We start from the raw sequence: 18,024 nt of genomic DNA on the forward strand, positions 1-18,024 counted from the left end.
GGCCTCCGCCTGCCGGACGTCCGACGTGCCTCAGCGCGGGAGGACGGGGCCGCTCCTAGGCTGAGGCCATGCCCGCTGCTCCCGATTCGCTCTCCGATCCGATCGCCGAGCGCGCGATCGCCCTGGTGCGCCGCTGGGTCGCCGAGGCGGGGATCGTCGAGCCCGATCCGTCTGCCCGGCGACGGGACGAGGTGCTCCGAGACGAGCGCGGACTCTCGTTCACGCTCGCTCTGCTGGACGGCGTGCTGCGCCCCGAGAGCCTGAGTGCTGCCGCGGCACAACTGCGACGGATCGCTCCGGATGCCCCCGACGTGCTGCCGCGTTTCCTCCGCGGTGCCGTGCGCGTCGGTGGGGGGATCGCGCCCGCGCTACCCGCCGCCACTGTGCCGCTGGTCCGCCGGGCGCTGCGTGATCTGGTCGGCCCTCTCGTGCTCGACGCGCGAGCGGCGAGGCTCGGCGCCGCGATCGGACGGATCCGCGAGACCGGTGCGACGCTGGACCTCTCGCTGCTCGGTGGGGCCGTGCTCGGCGAGGCCGAGGCGGCCCGGAGACTCGACGGCATCCACGAGCTCATCCGCCGCCCCGACGTGGACCGCGTGACCGTCACGGTCGCCTCGATCCTGCCGCATGCGGATCTGTGGTCCTTCGATGAGGTGGTGGATGCCGCGGCGGAGCGCCTGCTCCCGCTCGCCGTCACCGCCCTCGCTCAGGGCGTGGTCATCACCCTGGACGTGGCCGAGTACGAGCACCTCGATCTCACGATCGCGGTGCTCACGCGCATCCTCGAGGATCCGCGTCTGGTCGCCCTCGAAGCGGGAATCGCCCTGCCGGCCCGTTTCCCGGACGCGCTGCCGGCGCTGCGCGAGCTGACGGCGTGGGCACGCGATCGCGTCGAGCACGGCGGTGCGCGCGTCACGGTGCGCCTGGTGAAGGGCGCGAACGGCCGGACCGAGCGGGCGGATGCAGTGGTGCACGGCTGGCCGCGGGCCGCCTACGACACCGAGCTCGACACGGATGCCAATCTCCTGCGGATGCTGGACGAGGCGCTGACCCCCGAGAACACCTCGGCGGTGCGGATCGGCCTCGGCGGACACGACCTGTTCGTCATCGCGTACGCATGGCTCCTCGCGACCGATCGGGGTCTTACCCCAACCACGGACGGGCGCGCAGACGTCGAGTTCGTGCTGTCGCCGGGCGTCGCCGAGGGGTGCCGCGCCGCCGTCTCGAAGGACGTCGGACCGGTGCGCCGGTCCGTCCCCGTCGTGCACCCCGACGAGCTCGATGTCGCGGTCGGCGAGCTCGCGCGTGTCGTGGAGGAGAGCGCAGCGGCCTCGCTGTCGGGGGCCGCTTCCGTCGCCGTGGACGAGAGCCGGTTCGTGCGCGCGCAGGGCCGATTCCTCGACGCGCTCGACCGGTCGGCGCAGCCGACGCTCCGCTCCGGGCCGCTGCGGACCCAGGACCGACGCGCCCCCGTGCACGAATCCGCGCGCACGCCTCCGGCCGCGCCGAAGGTCGAGACGGATCTCACCGACATCGTGCTCGGGATCTCGCGCGGTTCAGAGGGCGATCCGTTCCTGGAGACCGCCGTGTACTCGCGGCACGAGGCGGAACCGGATGCCGGCGGGGCGCCGGGCTTCGCGAACGCCCCGGACACCGATCTGTCTCTCGCGGCGAATCGGGAGTGGGCCCGCGGCATCCGAGCCAGCGTCGCGGGCTCCACGCTGGGCGTCACCGCGATCGAGGCGGCGCTCGCCTCGGACGAGGCTGCGATCGACGCGGTCGTCGCGCGGGTCCGCCGCTCCGGCGAGGACTGGGGAGGGCGTCCCGCGGCTGAACGGGCCGATGCGCTCCTGCGAGCCGCCGTGGCGACGGAATCGCGTCGCGCGGACCTCATCGAGATCGCTGCGCACGAGATCGGCACCGTCCTCTCCGAGGGGGACCGGGAGGTCAGTCGGATCGTCGACCTCGCGCGCTACTACGCCGCCACCGCACGGGAGCTCGACGCCGTGCCCGGAGCGCGGTTCGTCCCGTCCCGGGTGACCGTCGTCACGCCGCCGGCCGACTCCGCGCTCGCGACCCCTGCCGCAGGCGTCCTCGCCGCGCTCGCCGCCGGTTCCGGAGTCATCCTGAAGCCTGCGCCGGGTGCCCGGCGCAGCGCGGCGGTCCTCACCGAGATCCTGTGGCAGTCCGGCATCCCGCGCGATGTGCTCGCGCTCGTCGACGTGTCGGAGGGCCCGCTCGGGCGATCGCTCATCGCCCACCCCGACGTCGACCGGGTGATGCTGACCGGCTCGTGGGACACGGCGGTGGAGTTCCGGTCCTGGCGCACGGACCTGCCGTTGCATGCCGAGACGCGCGGCCCGAACACGATGGTGGTGATGCCGTCGGCCGACCTGGATCAGGCCGTCGCGGATCTCGTCCGCAGCGCGTTCGCGCACGCCGGGCAGAACCGCTCGGCGGCGTCCTCGGCGATCCTCGTCGGTTCGGTGGGCCGCTCGCGGCGCTTCGCGCGTCAGCTCGCCGACGCCACCCGCTCTCTTCGGGTCGGGTGGCCGGCTGAGCCCCGGGTCGATGTGGGTCCGCTCCTCGAACGGCCCGGCGGCGCGCTCGCCCGCGCGCTGAACGACCTCGCGGCCGATGAGCGCTGGCTCGTCCGCCCCGAGCCCCTGGCCGGCGATGTCAGCGGACGACTCTGGAGCCCCGGCATCCGCGTCGGCGTCCTCCCAGGATCCCCGGCGCACCTCGAAGAGGCCGCGGGCCCGGTGCTCAGCATCCTGCACGCGCCCACCCTCGCCCGTGCGATCGAGCTGCAGAACGCCGTGGCCTCCGGGCTCGCGGCCGGACTGCACACGCGTGATCCGGAGGACCTCGAGACGTGGCTGGACGGAGTCGAGGCGGGAAACCTCTTCGTCAACCGCGACATCACGGGTGCGGTGGTGCAGCGCCAGCCTCTGGGCGGCTGGAAGCGCTCCACGGCGGGCCCGGGCGCCAAAGCGGGAGGACCCCATCATCTGATCGGCCTCGGGACCTGGCGGGCGAGCAGTGGAGGTCCGGCCTCGAGCACGCTGCACCTGCGCGGACTCGACGCGAGGATCACGGACCTCATCGAGGCGGCGCAGCCGTCGCTGGACTTCGAGCGGTTCGAGTGGCTGCGCCGTGCTGCGCTGTCGGACGCCATCGCGTGGGATCGCGAGTTCGGGCAGGTGCGCGACGTGTCCCGTCTGGGAGTGGAGCGCAACCTGCTGCGCTACCGGCCGGTGGGGGTCTCGATCCGGGCCACGTCGGATGCCGGCTGGCACGAGCTGCTGCGCGTGATCGTGGCGGCCATCCGCAGCGGGGCGGAGTTCCTCGTCTCGACGCCGGTCGGGCTGCCGGCGGACGTGCGGCGCACCCTGACGGATCTCGGCGCCGCCGTCGCCGTGGAGTCGGATGCCGAATGGGTGCAGAGGATGGCGGGGGGTGGAGCCCGCGAAGGCGATCCCGACGCGCCGCCCCGCCCGTCACGGGTGCGGCTGGTCGGCTCACGGGACGCCGTCGCCGAGGTGCACGGCCTGCTCTCCGAAGCCACGGCCGGCGACCCCGGTCTCGCGATCCACGACGGAGAGGTCACGGCGGCGGGCCGGATCGAACTGCTGCCGTTCCTCCACGAGCAGGCGATCTCGATCACCGCGCATCGGTTCGGACGACAGGACGACTGGAGCGCCGCCGTCATCTGACCGATGCCGTCCGCGACCGCGATGTAAAGAATACTTGACATTGCGGCCGGTGCAGGCGTACCGTCCGTGTAAAGAATCTTTTACATGGAGGTCATCATGGTCTACGAGGAGCGCAACACCTGGTCGACCCTGATCGTCAGCGTCGTCGTGATGATCGGGTACGTGATCGTCGTGCTGCAGGCCGCGGGCGGAGGACCGCTGACCGGAGTCGACTGGTTCCCGCTGATGCTGTGGGCGATCGGCATCAGCATCGGTGCCACGATCGTGCTCAGCATCCTGTGGGGGATGATCGCGGGAGCGAAGGATCCGGACGACGTCGGCAGGAGCGATGTGCGCGATCGCGACATCAATCGGATGGGCGCCAGGGTCGAGCAGGCCTTCCTCGTCCTCGCCGGCCTCGGCGTCATCGCGCTGTGCGCCGTCGGCGCCGACGTGTTCTGGATCGCGAACACCATGTTCCTGGGCTTCGCCGTCTCGACCGTCATCGGGAGCATCGCCCGCGTGATCGCCTATCGCCGGGGGCTCGTGTGATGGTCAAGCCCACCCTGGTCACCAACACGATCCGCGCGAACCGCGAGCAGGCGGGGCTCACGCAGGCCGAACTCGCCAGGCGGGTCGGCGTGACGCGGCAGACGCTCATCGCCATCGAGCAGGAGAAGTACTCGCCGACGCTCGAACTCGCCTTCCAGATCGCCCGCGCCTTCGGCGTCGGGATCGACGACCTGTTCCAGTACCCGGAGGACTGAGATGACCGAGACGATGACGGCGTGGCGACGCGAGTCCTACGGCCCCGCCGCCGGAACCCTGCCGGAGGAGGTGCCGATCCCGGTGCCCGGCCGGGGCGAGGTCGTGTTGCGGGTGCGCGCCACGGCGCTCAACGCGGGAGACGTGCACGTCCTGCATGGGGACCCGCTGCTGGTCCGGCCGGTCTTCGGGTTCCGCCGACCGAAGCAGCCGGTGCGCGGCATGGACGTCGCCGGCACGGTGACCGCGGTCGGGCCGGAGGTCGTCAGCGCCGAGGTCGGCGAGGATGTGGTCGGGGAACTGGCCGGCGGAGGCGGGCTCGCCGCGTTCGCGGTCGTCGCGGCGTCGCGGCTGGTCCCCAGGCCCCCGCACGTCCCGCCCGCGCTCGCCGCCACGCTTCCGATCGCCGGAGGCACGGCCTGGCAGGCGCTCGACCTCGCGGAGGTCGGCCTGCGCGAGGGCACCGTGCCGCGCGTGCTGATCATCGGCGCCTCCGGAGGCGTCGGCACGTTCGCCGTGCAGCTCGCGGCGCTGCGCGGCGCGGAGGTGTGGGCCTCCGCCGGGGCACGCAGCGCCGCGCTGCTGGAGAGGCTCGGTGCGACCCGCACACTGGACCATCGGGAGACTCCGCTCGCGGAGCTCCCCGCCGGACGCTTCGACGCCGTGCTCGACATCGCCGGCGGCACGACGCTGCGACAGCTCCGACGGCTCGCCGCTCCCGGAGGCGTCGTGGTCCTCATCGGCGGCGAGGGCGGGGCGGTGCTCGGGCCCATCCCGCGGATCCTGGCGGCAGCCGTCCTGTCGATGGGTTCGCACTGCCGCATCCGCTCTCTCGCGGCGACCGCCCGGCCCGAGGTGCTCCACAAGCTCCTGGAGCTCGTCGACGACGGACTCCTCACCCCGGTCATCGAGCGCGAGTACGCCTTCGCGGAGGCCGCCCAGGCCCTCGCCCATGTCGAGGCCGGGCACACCGTCGGGAAGGTCGTGGTGCGCGGCGCGTGAGCGCGGAGCACGCCGCGCGGCCGCGATCTGGCGCGTTCTCAGCGGCGGATGACACAATGTCATCTGGCGTGCCCGTGTCGCATCTTCCCCGCCTCAGCAAGAGCTCCGGGTCGAAGGCCCGCCGGGCCCCTGGACAGCGTCCGCCGCATCTCTTCCGAGGAGCACCATGTCGACGCCCGAGACCGTAGCCACCACCACGGCCCCGACCCGCACGGCCTACCGCCGTCATTACCTGATGTGCCGCCCCGAGCACTTCACGGTCAGCTACACGATCAACCCGTGGATGGAACCGGCGAAGCCGACCGACACGGCCAGGGCCGTCGCGCAATGGCAGAAGCTGCACGACCTGTATCTGGAGCTCGGGCACGAGGTCGAGCTCATCGAGCCGCTGGCCGGCTACCCCGACATGGTCTACACGGCCAACGGCGGCTTCCTCATCGACGGCCGCGCCTACGTGCCGCGGTTCCGCTTCACCGAGCGAGCCGGCGAGGCCCCGGCCTTCGCGGAGTGGTTCCGCGCGCACGGGTACGACACGGTCGTCCCCGAAGAGGTCAACGAGGGCGAGGGGGACTTCCTGCTCGTGGGCGACGTGATCCTGGCCGGGACCGGATTCCGTTCCACGGGGGACAGCCACCGCGAGGTCGGAGAGGTGTTCGGCCGCGAGGTCGTCTCGCTCACCCTGGTTGATCCCCGCTTCTACCATCTCGACACGGCGATCGCCGTGCTCGATCCCGTCCAGGGAGTGGAGAACGGCGGTCCGGAGCGCGCGAACATCGCCTACCTGCCGCACGCGTTCGACGAGGCTTCGCAGCGCGAGCTCGCCGAGCGCTTCCCCGACGCGATCCGCGTGTCGGATGCCGACGGCGCCGTGTTCGGGCTCAACTCGGCCAGTGACGGCTACAACGTCATCATCTCGCCGCGTGCGACCGGTTTCGAGAAGCAACTGCGCGAACGCGGCTACAACCCGATCATGATCGACCTGTCCGAGCTGCTGCTCGGCGGAGGCGGCATCAAGTGCTGCACGCTCGAACTGCGGGACGCGAAATGACCGCTGCACAGACGCCCATCGCCGGCCTCGAGCCGCACGTCGCCGAGAACTACCACCCCCTGCCGGTCACGATCGCTCGGGGCGAGGGTGCGTGGGTGACCGATGTCGAGGGCCGTCGCTACCTGGACCTCCTCGCCGCGTACTCCGCGGTGAACTTCGGTCACCGCCATCCCGCGCTCGTCGCGGCGGCGACCGAGCAGCTGGGTCGGATAACGCTCACCAGCCGCGCGTTCATGAACGACCGCCTCGAGCCGTTCGCCGAGGCACTCGCCCGCCTGTGCGGCAAGGAGCTCGTGCTGCCGATGAACACCGGCGCCGAAGCCGTGGAGACCGGGATCAAGGTGGCCCGCGCCTGGGGGTACCGCGTCAAGGGCATCCCTGCGGACTCCGCGCGGATCGTCGTGGCGGCCGGCAACTTCCACGGGCGCACGACGACGATCGTCAGCTTCAGCGACGACGAGTCCGCGCGCGGCGGCTTCGGCCCGTTCATGACCGGCTTCGACGTCGTCCCGTTCGGGGATGCGGATGCCGTGGCCGCCGCGATCACCGACGAGACCGCCGCCGTGCTCGTCGAGCCGATCCAGGGCGAGGCGGGGGTCGTGATCCCTCCGGAGGGATACCTGCGCCGCATCCGGGAGATCTGCACCGAGCGCAACGTGCTGTTCATCGCCGACGAGATCCAGGCGGGTCTCGGGCGCGTCGGGGAGACGTTCGCGTGCGATCGCGAGGGCGTCGTCCCCGACCTCTACCTGCTGGGCAAGGCTCTCGGAGGCGGCATCCTGCCGGTGTCGGCCGTCGTCGGCGACCGGGACGTGCTGGGGGTGATCCGACCAGGAGAGCACGGCTCGACGTTCGGGGGCAACCCGCTGGCCGCCGCGGTGGGACTGCGCGTCGTGGAGATGCTCGAGACGGGCGAGGTGCAGGAACGCGCCCGCGCACTCGGCGCCCACCTGGCCACCGGACTGGAGAAGCTCGTCGGCCACGGCGTCGTCGGCGTGCGCGTCGCGGGGCTCTGGGCGGGCGTCGACATCGATCCTGCGAAGGGCACGGGACGTGAGATCGCCGAGAGGCTCCTGGAGCGCGGAGTGCTCGTCAAGGACACGCACGGCCAGACGATCCGCATCGCCCCGCCGCTCGTGATCCGCGCCACGGAGCTCGACTGGGCCCTCGAGCAGCTGCGGCTGGTCCTGGAGGGGTGACCTTCTCAGGCGGGCGCCCGGCGGGTCAGTTCCGTGACATGTCGTCGGCCGCCCGCTCGAGGGTCTCAGGCAGGAAGCGGATGCCGAGCACGCCGATGAGGCTGAGCACCAGGAGGTAGGCTGCGACAAGCCAGGGCGTGCCGCCTGTCGCCGCCACGAGCGCCGTGGCGACGAGCGGGGCGGTGCCGCCGACCAGCGCCGCCGGGATCTCCCGCGAGATGGCGATGCCGCTCCAGCGCATCCGCGTCGGGAACAGCTCGGCGAGCATCGCCGCGCTGACCCCGATCGTGCCGCCCTGGATGACGGCCAGGCCGAGCACGAGCGAGACGCCGACGAGGAATGAGCTCTCGGTGTCGAAGAGCAGGAACATCGGGAAGGCGAAGAGCACGCCGAAGACTGCAGCCGCCATCAGCACGGGCTTGCGGCCGATCCGGTCGGCGAGCCTGCCGCACAGGAGCGTGGCCGGGATGGTCAGCAGCTCCGCGATCACGAGCCCGATGAGCGCGTGGGTGGGATCGACCGACAGGGTTCCCGTCGTGTACTGCAGGGAGTAGGTCTGCACCACGTACACCCACGGCAGGGCGAACACGAAAAGGGCCATGCCTGGCAGGAGGATCCGCCAGTGCGTGCGGACGGCCTCGACGAGCGGAGCGGAGGTGACCTCGCCCTGACGCTCCACGGCCTCGAACGCCGCCGTCTCCTTGACCCGCAGGCGGAAGTAGAGGGCGAACGCGACGATCACGATGCTCGCGATGAAGGGAAGCCGCCACCCCCAGCTCTGGAACTGCTCGGTCGGGAGCAGGCTGACGAGCGTGAAGGTGCACGTCGCGAGGGCCATGCCCACGTAGACGGCGGAACCGGGGAATCCGGCGATGAACGCGCGGTTGCGCGTGGGGGCGGACTCGCTGGCCATCGTCATGGCTCCGGCGAACTCGGCGCCGGCGCCCGCACCCTGGAACAGGCGCAGCACGATGAGCAGGATCGGCGCCCAGATGCCGATGGTCTCGGCGGTCGGCAGCAGCCCGATGACGGTCGTCGCCACCCCCATCATGAGCAGTGTGGTCAGCAGGGTGGCCTTGCGGCCGATGCGGTCGCCGAAGTGGGCGAACACGAGTCCGCCGATGGGGCGCGCTCCGAAGCCCACCGCGAAGCTCGCGAATGCGCCGAGGGTGCCGGCGAGCGTGCCCGCGCCGGGGAAGAAGAGCGGCGCGAAGATGAGGGCGGAGGCGAGACCGTACAGCGTGAAGTCGTACCACTCGATGATGGTCCCCACGGAGCTGCCCACGACGGCGCGGCGCCGCTGCTCCTTCGAGTCCAGTCCTGATCGGTCGATGTCGGCGGTCACGGCGTCGGCCATGTCACTCCTTCGTGAGGGGGCGGTCCCGTCCAGGCTAGGAACCGTGACCGTTCCCGCGTATGTGCTCACCGCACATGGTCCTCAGGAGGGAATGCGCCTTCATCACAGGGGTGGCCGATCAGCCCGCCGCGCGAAGCTGCGGACTGATCGGCCACGGGATGGGGTGACGTGCTAGGCCGGGTTGTCGTCCGGGTCGAGCGAGCGGAGGGTGTCCTCCTCCGCCGGATTGTCGGCCGACAGCTGCTCTTCAGTCGTCTCGTCGCCGCCGAGAGGAGCGCCTTCCTCGTCGACGTCGGGGCCCTCCGCGGGCTCCTCGGGATGCGGTGTCCGTCCGGTGTTCTCGTCCATGCTGCGAGGCTACGGACGACGCAGGCCGTGGCCTAAGGGCATTGACAACCGGCGGTGCCTCACTGCACGGGCGGGGACTGGTTCTCGCCGTGCTCGGGAATGTCGTGATCGTCGTAGGACGACAGTTCGTCCTCGGACACCAGCTCGTCCACGTCGAGGACCGCGGGCCCGGCATCCGCGCGGCTCTCCGCGCTGAGCAGCTCCGGAGGGATGCGGATCGGGACGGTCGGCGCCACCGGCATCCCGAGTCGGCGCTGCAGGTGCCGCAGCCACCGGGGCTGGGCCCCGAGGATGCCCTTCTCGTCGCGCGATTCGACCTCGAGACCGTAGTAGTCCCCGATCTTGTCGATGAGCTGGGCCCGCTCGGCTCTGGCGTAGGCGCGGCGCTCGCGGATGAACGCGACCGTGGTCGACCAGCAGATCAGGAGCATGACGACGCTGAACGGCAGAGCGATCGTGATCGCGGCGGTCTGGAGCGCGGTGAGACCGCCCGCGAGCAGCAGGGCGATCGCGAGGATCGCCGTCACGGCGACGAAGAACGTGCGGATCCAGCGCTTCGGGTTCTGCTGGCCTCCGGTCGCGATCATGCCCATCACCAGGGCGCCGGAGTCCGCGGAGGTGATGAAGAAGATCGAGATCAGCAGGATGGCGCCGATGCTGACGATCGTGGTGCCCGGAACATGCTGCAGCAGTTCGAACAGGGCGCCCTCCACATCGACCGAACCGTCCGCGTTCGTGAGCGTTCCGGGCGACTGGAGCTCCAGGGCCAGGGCGGAGCCGCCCATGACGGCGAACCACAGGATGCCGAGCAGGGTGGGCACGAGGATGACGCCGGCGACGAACTCGCGCACGGTGCGCCCCTTCGAGATGCGCGCGATGAAGATGCCGACGAACGGCGCCCACGAGATCCACCAGCCCCAGTAGAACGACGTCCACTGCGCCTGCCACTGCTCGCCGGCCTCGCCCTGGAAGGCGCTGACGTTGAAGGAGAGCCCGACGAAGTTCTGGATGTAGTACCCGATCGACTGCACGAAGTCGCGCAGGAGGAACTCGGTCGGACCCATCACGAGCAGGTAGAGCACGAGGAGGCCCGCCATGACGAGGTTCGCGTTCGACAGCCACTTCATGCCCTTGGTGACGCCGGAGAGCACGGATGCGAGGACGAAGACCGAGATGACGAGGATGATGATGACCTGGGTCGGTTCGTCGGGCCGGCCGATGCCGGCGCTGGAGAGCCCGGCGCTGATCTGGATGACGCCGAGACCCAGTGACGTGGCGACGCCGAACAGCGTGCCCACCAGCGCGATCACATCGATCGCGTGCCCCCAGCCGCCCTCCACGCGCTTGCCCAGCAGCGGTTCGAGCGTCCACCGGATGGAGATCGGGCGCCGGCGCCGGTGGATCGCGTAAGCGAGCGCGAGACCGATCACCACGTAGATCGACCAGGCGTGCACACCCCAGTGCAGATAGGTCTGCCCGAGCGCCGCCTGGGCGAGCTGCTCGGGCGTTCCGGTGACGCCGGGCCGCGGATTCGTGAAGTGGCTGAGGGGCTCTGAGACTCCGTAGAACACCAGGCCGATGCCCATGCCGGCCGCGAACAGCAGCGAGAACCAGCTCATCAGCGAGAACTCCGGCTCGTCGTCATCGCGCCCGAGCTTGATGTCTCCGAACCGGCTGAACCCGAGGAACAGGCTGAACGCCACGAAGATCGCGGCGATCAGGACGTAGTACCAGTTGAAGGCGTTGACGATCGTGCTCTGGACGGCCCCGAACATCGCCTCGGCGAGGTCAGGCGCGATCAGCGTGAAGGTCACGAAGACGAGGATGATGCCCGCGGCGGGCCAGAAGACCCAGCGCTGGACCGGCGGAAGCGATCGCCGATGCTCCGTCGTGCCCGTGTCGGTCTGCGGGACGGATGCCGAGGCATCCGCGGTGTGCGCGTTCTCCGGTCCGCTCATCCTTCCACGGTAGCGAGATCGCGGTGCCGGCGGGGGAGGACCTCCGGCCCGGTGCCGGGTCAGCGATCCCGGTCGCGGCGCTCCGTGCGGATCGGCGTCGTCGCGGCGACCTCGTCGCTGAACTCCTCCGGCTCGACCCGGATCACCGAGAGCGGACGTGTCTCGTCGAGCGTCAGGAGGAACCGGGCGTCCTCACGGCGGTGCAGGCGTCCGGAGATCAGCATCCACCCCACGCCGATCATCATCGCCGCGATCCCGGCGAAGCCGCCGACCGCGATCGCCGCCCGCGGGCCGAAGGCGTCCGTGATCCAGCCGGCGATGGGCGCGCCGATCGGGGTGGAGCCCATGATGACCGCCATGTACAGGGCGAGCACGCGGCCGCGCAGAGCGGGGTCCGTGGTGGTCTGGACGTAGCCGTTCGCCGTCGTCATCATCGTGACGATGGTGAAACCGACGAACATCAGGGTCGCAGCATACGTCCAGTACGTCGGCATGGCGGCGGAGATGAGGGAGACGACGCCGAAACCGCCGGCGGCGAGGACGAACACGCGGATGCGCGCCCGATCGCGCCGCGCCGCCAGCAGCGCTCCCGCCAGCGACCCGATCGCCAGCACCGAGCTGAGCAGGCCGTATCCGTCGGCCTCGCGCCCGAACTCCAGCGCCATCGTCGAGGCGAAGATCGGGAAGTTCATGCCGAACGCCCCGATGAGGAACACCATCACGAACGTCACCGCCAGGTCGCTGCGCCGCCACGCGTAGCGGAAACCCTCGGCGATGCCCCCGCCACCTGCGCGGTTCTTCACCCGGGGGATGAGCTCCCCCGGACGCATCAGCAGCAGCGCGACCAGCATGGCGAGGAAGGTCACGGCGTTCGCGACGAACACCCAGCCCGTGCCGACCGCGACGATGAGGAGACCGCCGACCGCGGGGCCGAGCAGCCGGGCCATGTTGAAGGAGGCGGAGTTGAGCGCGACGGCGTTGGAGGCGTCGTCGATGGACACCATGTCGGAGACGAAGGCCTGACGCGCCGGGGCGTCGAACGCGTTCGTCATGCCGAACGCGAGGGCGAAGCAGAACATCAGCGGCAGGGTCATGACGCCGGTGAGCAGAAGCGCCGCCACGCCGAGCGCGAGCAGCATCAGCGTGATCTGGGTCACGAGCAGGATCCTGCGCCGGTCGAAGCGGTCGGCCACCCACCCCGTCAGGCTCACCAGCACCAGGGGAGGCCCGAACTGCAGAGCCATCGTCACGCCCATGGCGGTCGCGTCGTTGTCGGTCAGCTCGGTCAGCACCACCCAGTCCTGCGCCGTGGCCTGCATCCATCCGCCGACGTTGGACACGAGCGCGCCGAGGAACCAGATGCGGTAGTTGAAGCTCGAGAACGAGCGGAACATGGCCGAGCCGCCGCGCCCGGAGGCTCGGCGCGACGCGCCGGCGGGGTGAGCGGGCGTGGGGCTCATCGCTCGGCCACCTTCCGCATCAGGGCACTGGCTTCGCGGAGGATCTGCAGCTCTTCCTCGGAGAAGTCGAGCTGCGCGAGTGCGTCGGCCAGCGCGGCGTCGCGCTTGCGCACGGTCGCGGTGACGACGGCGGTCCCGGCATCCGTGATCTCCACCTGCACCCGCCGTCGGTCGTCCTCGTCCTGCACGCGGGTCACATAGCCGTCCTCGACGAGAGCCGCCACGGTGTTGGACATGGTCGGTGCGGTGACCCGCTCGCGCTGCGCGAGCTCGCCGATCAGCAGTCGGCCGTTCGTGTGGAGACAGGCGAGCACGGCGAAGTGGGCGTCGCTGACGGTGTCGTCCACGCGCTCGCGGCGGAGACGTCGGGCCAGGCGGAACGTGGCGAGGCGGAGGTCGGTGGCGGTGGTGTGCAGGGGATCCTCAGCGGCAGACATTACTTAGGTAGTCTAACTAAATTTCCGCCCACATGCGAGTGCCGCTTGGACAGGAACCGGTTTCTCGGCTAGCGTGAACGGGATGAAACTCGTCGACGACGCGAGCCAGTATCGCAATCCGATCATCGATGCCGATGTGCCGGATCCTGACGCCATCCGCGTCGGTGATCGCTTCTACCTCGTGGCATCGAGCTTCCACCGCGCCCCGGGGCTGCCGATCTTCGTCTCCGACGACCTGGTGAACTGGACCCGCATCGGATACGCGCTGGAGCGCAACGAGCCGGCCGCCTGGTTCGCGCTGCCGCGGCACGGCGGCGGTGTGTGGGCTCCGTCGATCCGGCACCACGACGGGCTCTTCCACGTCATCTATCCCGACCCGGATCAGGGGATCTTCGTCGTCAGCGCCGAGGATCCCGCAGGGTCGTGGTCGCCTCCGCGGCTGCTGCTGCCGGGTCTCGGCATCATCGACCCGTGCCCGCTGTGGGACGACGACGGCCGCACCTACCTGGTGCACGGGTGGGCCCGTTCGCGGTCAGGGCGCAAGAACGTCCTCAGCGTGGTGCCGGTCGATGCCGGGCTCACCACGACGACGGGACCTGCGGTCGACGTGATCGACGGGAACCGGCTGGACGGGTTCACGACGCTGGAAGGTCCGAAGTTCTACACGCGCGACGGCGAGTACTGGATCTTCGCGCCTGCCGGCGGCGTCGCGACCGGATGGCAGACCGTGTTCCGCGCGCGGCATCCCCTCGGGCCCTACGAGCACCGCATCGTGCTCGCGCAGGGGGACACCGCGGTCAACGGCCCGCACCAGGGCGCCTGGGTCGACGACGGTGCCGGCCGGGACTGGTTCCTGCACTTCCAGGACCGCGGAGTGTACGGGCGGGTCCTGCACCTGCAGCCGATGGCGTGGGGCGAGGACGGCTGGCCGGTCATGGGCGAAGCCGTCGCCGGGGGTCCGGCCCAGCCGGTGCTGCGGCATCCCGCTCCCTTCGGTGCGCGGCAGGGCTCTCGGACGCTCGTGCGACCGGACGACTTCGCCGGCGGCGTGCCCGGTCCTCAGTGGCAGTGGGAGGCGGATCCGGATCCGGAGGCCGTGGTCTCCGCCGCAGGCCCCGGCCTGCTGCTGCGCGGCGGCCCGGACGGCGACAACGTGCGCACACTGTCGCGCGTGCTGTCCCAGCCGTTGCCGGGCTGGGCATGCACGGCCGAGGTGGATGTGGAGCTCGTCGACTCCGAGCCGGGCGCGCGCGCAGGCATGGCCGTGCTCGGGCTCGCCTACGTGTGGGCGGGACTGCGGCGGACCGAGGACGCCGTGGAGGCCGTCGTGGCGGTGCGCGATGAGGACGACCTGCGCGAGCGCGTGATCCTGCGGACGCCGCTCGCATCGGCCGGGGCGCGCGTCGTGCTGGACGTCGACGCGGACGCCCGCGTGCGCGTGGGGCTGACCCTCGACGACACGAGGATCGACGTCGACCCGCAGTTCCGCGCGGTCGAAGGGCATTGGGTGGGCGCCGCACTCTCGCTGTTCGCAGCGGGCAGGCACGGAGCGGGCGAGACGATCGCTCGCTTCCGCGCCTTCGGCATCGTGAACGGGGATGAATGACGATGGCAGGACGACGCGCACGGACGGCGCCCACCCGCGAGACGACGATCAATGACATCGCGCAGGCGGCCGGGGTCTCGAAGGCGACCGTGTCGCGCGTGCTCAACGGCATCCCGACGGTCAACGCCGAGATCGCTCAGCGGGTGCGCCAGGTCATCGACGAGCTCGGCTACACGCCGAGCCAGACCGCGCGGTCGCTGTCGCTCGGCGTCAGCCGGACGGTGGGCGTGCTGGTGCCCGATCTCGGCAACCCGATGTTCCATCAGGTGCTGCACGGCTTCAACCGGGCGGCGGCCCGGGACGACTATCACGTGGTCGTGACGGACTCGTTCGAGGATGCCGACAGGGAGCCCGATCTCGCTCGCGACCTGCGCGATCGTACGGATGCCGTCGCGCTCTTCTCTCCGCGCATGACCCGACCGGATCTGCTCGAGCTCCTGCCCCGTATCGGGCCCGTGGCGGTGTTCAACCGGACCACCGGCAAGAACGCGGGCTCCGTGCTCATCGACTATCACGAAGGCGTGATCGCCCTCGCCCGGCATCTGATCGGCTTGGGGCACCGGAGGATCGCCTTCCTCGCCGGACCCGCGTACGCCAGGGCGAACTGGGAGCGCGAGCGCGGCCTGACCGAGATCCGGGAGTCCGAGGCCGACGTCGAGATCATCGACGTGCCCTGCGGCCACTCGTTCGAGGACGGTTACGACGCATGGCCCGCGGTCAGCGAGACCGGAGCGACCGCGGTGATCGCGTACAACGACGTGGTCGCGCTGGGGCTGCTCGGGCGGCTGTCGGAGGAAGGAGTGCGCGTACCGGAGGACCTGTCCGTCGCCGGGTTCGACGACATCCCGTTCGCGCGGTACTCGTCTCCGTCCTTGACGACCATGACGTCGCGGCTGGGTGAGATCGGCGAGAAGATCTGGACCGTGCTGCGCGCCGAGATGACGGCAGATCCGGAGCGCGAGCCGATCATGTTCTCGCCCGAGCTCGCGCCGCGGGGCAGCACGAAGGGCCGCGCATGAGCATCGAGCTGCTGCGCAGCGGATCCGCCGTCGTCGAGTACCACGACGGCAGCGGCGTCGACCCGCTGCTGTCTCCGCGTCCGTACCTGCTGGCGACCACGCCCTCCGGAGTGCCGGTCTCCGACCGGGAGCCCGAGGATCATCGTCACCACCTCGGGCTCAGTGCGGCGTTCCCGGACGTCGACGGCACGACGTTCTGGGGCGGTCGCACCTATGTGCGCGACCGCGGCCCCACGCTGCTCGCGAATCACGGCACGCAGCGCGTGCAGTCGCGGAGCATGCAGGACGGCACGGTCACCGAGCACCTGGCGTGGCTGGACGCGCACGGCGAGGTGCTGCTGGAGGAGGAGCGCACGATCTCGGCGCGCGCGGCGGATGGCGTGTGGGAGATCGCCTGGACCTCCGAGCTGCGGGCGGCAGACCGCATCATCACGTTCGGCAGCCCGCAGACGAACGGCCGCGAAGGCGCGTTCTACGGGGGACTGTTCTGGCGTGCGCCGTTCCCCTCAGCGCGCGTGCGGACCGCCGACGGCGACGGCGTCGCGCACGCGCACGGATCGCGCTCGTCATGGATCGCGCTCGACGCCGGCGACGCGGCCCTGGTCGCCGTCAGTACGAACGGGATGCCGTGGTTCGTGCGCGCCGAGGGATACGTGGGCTTCGGTCCGGCGATCGCCGTCGACGGCCGACGCCGGATCGAGCAGGGGGAATCCCTGCGCCTCGATCTGACCGTCTCGGTCTCTGATCGCGCACCGGCGGATCCCGCCGACGTCGCCGAGACGCTGCTGGCCGGCATGCGGAACCCCGTGTGAGCGACCCGCTGCGGACACTGCTCGGCGAGGCGGACGCCGCCGGCATCACGCTGCACTCGCTTGAGATCTCGATCGCGGGGCGCACGGTGGTGAGATCCGGCATCGCGCCGTTCGGACCCGACGCACCCCATCGGATGTACTCCGTCTCGAAGACCTTCACCGGCCTCGCCGTGCTCCTGCTGGCCGAGGAGGGCAGGCTGAGCCTGTCGGATCCGATCGCGACGCATTTCCCGGAGCACGTCCCCGTGCACGAGTGGCTGGCGCAGACCCGCATCGACGACATGCTCGCGATGGTCGGTCCGCACAGCAGGACCACCTACGTCGAGGCCTCCGACTCCTGGCTGCCCTCGTACTTCCGAGTGCCGCCGACGCATCGGCCCGGGGCCCTGTTCACTTACGACACCAGCGCCTCCTACGTCCTCGCCGCTCTCGTCGAGCGCCTTTCGGGGGCGCCCCTGCTGGAATACCTGCGCCCCCGGCTGCTCACCCCGCTCGGAGTCGGCTCGGACGCGCGCTTCCTCACCGGCCCCGAGGGCATCAGCCATGGTGGCTCCGGACTGATCATGGCGCCGGCCGACCTGCTGCCGATCGCTGAGACGATCAACGGCGGCGGAGTCCGCTCCGGCAGGCGCATCCTGCCGAAGCGCGTCGTCGCCCGTCTGATCGAGCGTCGCAGCGGCCCGGCGACCCAGACGTGGGGTGCGGCGCTGCGCGCCGGCTACGGTCGCCAGGTGTGGCTGCCCGGTGGAGGAACCTGGATGATGTTCGGGCTCGGCGGGCAGATCGTCTACGGCGATCCCGACCGCGCGCTCGCCGCCGTCGTCACCGCGGACACCACGCCGCTCGTCGGCGGTGACCAGCGCCTCGCGGACATGTTCCTGCGGGCGCTCGCCGGGCTGGAGCCGGATGCCGTGACCGCAGCGGAGCTCGCCGCGCCCGCGCCGGCGCACGTCACCGAGAACGCACGGACCGTGCAGACCGACGCGGCGCTGCTCACGGGAGAGCACGCGCCGGCCGCGCTGCGTCTCGAGCTGGACGTCGCGGGCGGCCGAGTGCGGTGGGATGCCGAGCACGACGTGTCCTTCTCCACCCTGAAGCCGACGTTCGTCCGATCCGCGCTCGGCGACACCGTCGTCACCGCCGGATGGAGTGCTGCCGGCGTGCTCGACGTGCGCCTCAGCGCCGTGGGCGACGACGTCGCGTCGGTGCGCCTGCGGCTGGTGGCCGCCGATGACGGCGTTCTCACCGCGATGTCGCAGGGATTCGGACCGGCGATCGATCCGTCCTGGACGTGGCGCGGCAGTTACCGGATCTGACC

The 18,024-nt window shown here is 71.0% G+C and carries 15 protein-coding genes; 10 read left to right on the top strand and 5 right to left on the bottom strand.

What is annotated here, in order from left to right; all coding sequences use genetic code 11:
• Nucleotides 1–68 precede the first annotated feature (68 nt).
• The 6 genes from KYX17_RS21970 to rocD all read left to right on the top strand — a co-directional run bounded on the left by KYX17_RS21970 (nucleotide 69) and on the right by rocD (nucleotide 7,709).
• Nucleotides 69–3,716, top strand: a complete 3,648-nt coding sequence (locus KYX17_RS21970; RefSeq protein ID WP_243229546.1) for a proline dehydrogenase family protein — start codon at nucleotides 69–71, stop codon at nucleotides 3,714–3,716.
• Between the two features lie 84 nt (nucleotides 3,717–3,800).
• A complete protein-coding gene (locus tag KYX17_RS21975; RefSeq protein WP_243229547.1) occupies nucleotides 3,801–4,247 on the top strand; it encodes a hypothetical protein in 447 nt (148 codons plus the stop codon).
• Nucleotides 4,247–4,462 carry a helix-turn-helix transcriptional regulator gene (locus KYX17_RS21980; RefSeq protein ID WP_243229548.1) on the top strand — a complete coding sequence of 72 codons (216 nt, stop codon included), beginning with the start codon at nucleotides 4,247–4,249 and terminating at the stop codon, nucleotides 4,460–4,462. Before KYX17_RS21975 ends, KYX17_RS21980 begins: the two co-directional genes overlap by 1 nt.
• 1 nt (nucleotide 4,463) lies before the next feature.
• Nucleotides 4,464–5,462, top strand: coding sequence for an NAD(P)-dependent alcohol dehydrogenase (locus KYX17_RS21985; RefSeq protein ID WP_243229549.1), 999 nt, complete (start codon nucleotides 4,464–4,466; stop codon nucleotides 5,460–5,462).
• 166 nt (nucleotides 5,463–5,628) lie between these two features.
• The gene (ddaH, locus tag KYX17_RS21990) at nucleotides 5,629–6,510 is read left to right on the top strand and encodes a dimethylargininase (protein WP_243229550.1); all 882 of its coding nucleotides are present in this window, start codon (nucleotides 5,629–5,631) and stop codon (nucleotides 6,508–6,510) included.
• Complete coding sequence (gene rocD / locus KYX17_RS21995; protein ID WP_243229551.1) at nucleotides 6,507–7,709, top strand: ornithine--oxo-acid transaminase; 1,203 nt, start codon at nucleotides 6,507–6,509, stop codon at nucleotides 7,707–7,709. The genes ddaH and rocD overlap by 4 nt, the downstream gene beginning before the upstream one ends.
• Before the next feature lie 25 nt (nucleotides 7,710–7,734).
• On the opposite strand, the gene KYX17_RS22000 is transcribed toward rocD, so the two are convergent.
• The 5 genes from KYX17_RS22000 to KYX17_RS22020 form a co-directional block, all read right to left on the bottom strand.
• The gene (locus KYX17_RS22000) at nucleotides 7,735–9,066 is read right to left on the bottom strand and encodes an MFS transporter (RefSeq protein WP_243229552.1); all 1,332 of its coding nucleotides are present in this window, start codon (nucleotides 9,064–9,066) and stop codon (nucleotides 7,735–7,737) included.
• 171 nt (nucleotides 9,067–9,237) lie between these two features.
• Entirely contained in the window at nucleotides 9,238–9,414 is a 177-nt protein-coding gene (locus KYX17_RS22005) for a hypothetical protein (protein ID WP_243229553.1), read from the bottom strand.
• Between the two features lie 59 nt (nucleotides 9,415–9,473).
• Nucleotides 9,474–11,372, bottom strand: coding sequence for a BCCT family transporter (locus tag KYX17_RS22010; protein WP_243229554.1), 1,899 nt, complete (start codon nucleotides 11,370–11,372; stop codon nucleotides 9,474–9,476).
• A 59-nt stretch (nucleotides 11,373–11,431) separates the two neighbouring features.
• Nucleotides 11,432–12,766, bottom strand: coding sequence for an MFS transporter (locus KYX17_RS22015; protein ID WP_243229893.1), 1,335 nt, complete (start codon nucleotides 12,764–12,766; stop codon nucleotides 11,432–11,434).
• A gap of 62 nt (nucleotides 12,767–12,828) precedes the next feature.
• Nucleotides 12,829–13,269 (bottom strand): MarR family winged helix-turn-helix transcriptional regulator, encoded by a 441-nt coding sequence (locus tag KYX17_RS22020; RefSeq protein ID WP_243229555.1) that lies wholly within the window; start codon nucleotides 13,267–13,269, stop codon nucleotides 12,829–12,831.
• A gap of 82 nt (nucleotides 13,270–13,351) precedes the next feature.
• On the opposite strand from KYX17_RS22020, the gene KYX17_RS22025 reads away from it, so the two are divergent.
• Genes KYX17_RS22025 through KYX17_RS22040 form a run of 4 tightly spaced genes read left to right on the top strand, consistent with a single transcriptional unit; the run spans nucleotide 13,352 to nucleotide 18,022 of the window.
• Nucleotides 13,352–14,875 (top strand): glycoside hydrolase 43 family protein, encoded by a 1,524-nt coding sequence (locus KYX17_RS22025; protein WP_243229556.1) that lies wholly within the window; start codon nucleotides 13,352–13,354, stop codon nucleotides 14,873–14,875.
• 2 nt (nucleotides 14,876–14,877) lie between these two features.
• Complete coding sequence (locus KYX17_RS22030; protein ID WP_243229557.1) at nucleotides 14,878–15,894, top strand: LacI family DNA-binding transcriptional regulator; 1,017 nt, start codon at nucleotides 14,878–14,880, stop codon at nucleotides 15,892–15,894.
• Nucleotides 15,891–16,706 carry a PmoA family protein gene (locus KYX17_RS22035; protein WP_243229558.1) on the top strand — a complete coding sequence of 272 codons (816 nt, stop codon included), beginning with the start codon at nucleotides 15,891–15,893 and terminating at the stop codon, nucleotides 16,704–16,706. Before KYX17_RS22030 ends, KYX17_RS22035 begins: the two co-directional genes overlap by 4 nt.
• On the top strand, nucleotides 16,703–18,022 hold the full coding sequence (locus KYX17_RS22040; protein ID WP_243229559.1) for a serine hydrolase: 1,320 nt from the start codon (nucleotides 16,703–16,705) through the stop codon (nucleotides 18,020–18,022). The genes KYX17_RS22035 and KYX17_RS22040 overlap by 4 nt, the downstream gene beginning before the upstream one ends.
• The last annotated feature ends 2 nt before the right edge of the window (nucleotides 18,023–18,024 follow it).

The organism is Microbacterium sp. CIAB417, assembly GCF_022788845.1.